The sequence below is a fragment of the Actinosynnema sp. NPDC023658 genome (assembly GCF_040639995.1).
GTDB lineage: Bacteria > Actinomycetota > Actinomycetes > Mycobacteriales > Pseudonocardiaceae > Actinosynnema.
In genome coordinates this window covers 1-1212 of the sequence record NZ_JBFAAX010001381.1, presented here as the reverse complement: position 1 = coordinate 1212, position 1212 = coordinate 1, and the positions used below count along the sequence as shown (strand labels likewise).

Genomic DNA, 1212 nt, shown 5'->3' with positions numbered 1-1212 from the left:
GGGCGCGATTAACGCCTTCAGGTTTGCAATGCAAACTCGATGGCATCAGCGAGGGGTTGGGGGATGTGCGATGGTGACTGATCCGAGGCACCTGCTCGACGAGCTGTCGGCGTTGCGGCGGCGTGCTCGTCGTGACCGGCACGCTTACTGGTTCCCGTTCCTGCTGTTCGGGGTGATCGTCGCGGCGGCGATCCCGTTGTACCTGCCCGCGCGGTGCGAGCTCGCCTGTTCCTGGTCGACGCACGACCTGCCGTCGGTGTGGCACTGGTTGCACCCGACGGGGCAGGCGACCAGGACTTCCGCTCCCGTCGACCACCCGGCCCTGGGGAAGGACCTCTACTGGATGGCCGCGCTGACGGTCGGGTTCCTGGCGACGGTGTGGTGGTACCGGTGGCGGGCGAGGAAGGCCGGGGTGGAGACCTCGACGCGGCTCTACGCCCAGGTGACCCTGTTCGTGCTGGCCTTTCCGCTGTTGGGCGTGCCGCTGGTCACCCGGCTGGTCTTCGTCACGCTGGGTTGGCCGGTCGCGCTCTCGGTCCTGGTCGTCGGGATCGTGGTGGCGACGTTGCTCGCGAAGCGGAAGCTCCGGACCGCGATCGTGATCCTGTCGCTGGTCCTGGTCGCCCACCTGGTGATGATCTTCCCGTTCGGGCCGTTGCTGGTGGTGGCGGTGGGCGTGCTCGGTTTGGCTTGGGTGGAGCGCAGTTGGCTGTGCACGTCGTTCGCCGTGCTGTTCGCCGTCTGGGCGCTGTTCGTGAACGGGTGGTCGACGTGGGTCTACGGTTCGGTCCTGTGGCCGGTGGCGCTGATCGACTTCGGTGATCTGCTGTCGTCGTCGCTGATCCTCGTGCTCGGCGGGATCGCTGGGTTCATCGCCCATGAGGTGCGGAGCAGGATCCCGGCATGACCGAGCACCCCACATCGGGCCTGAACGACACCGTCCACCAGCGGCATCGGCTGGGCATCCTGACGATCGCGGCCGAGGTCAAGAGAGTGGATTTCGGCTACCTCAAGTCCGTTCTGGGGCTCACGGCGGGCAACCTGTCCCGGCACGTCACGGTGCTCGAGGAGGCCGGCTTGTTGGAGGTCGAGAAGGGCTACGAGGGGAAACGCGCGAAGACGTGGCTGAGCGTCACCGCGGCGGGCCGCGAGGCGCTCGCCGCCGAGATGGCGGTGCTGCGAGCACTGCTCGAGCGGCACGGCCGAGCGTAG

At 67.7% G+C, this 1212-nt stretch carries 2 protein-coding genes; both read left to right on the top strand.

Annotated features, from left to right (window positions below):
* Window positions 1–70 precede the first annotated feature (70 nt).
* A complete protein-coding gene (locus AB0G02_RS41175; RefSeq protein WP_360806276.1) occupies window positions 71–907 on the top strand; it encodes a hypothetical protein in 837 nt (278 codons plus the stop codon).
* Window positions 904–1212 (top strand): transcriptional regulator, encoded by a 309-nt coding sequence (locus tag AB0G02_RS41170; protein ID WP_360806274.1) that lies wholly within the window; start codon window positions 904–906, stop codon window positions 1210–1212. Before AB0G02_RS41175 ends, AB0G02_RS41170 begins: the two co-directional genes overlap by 4 nt.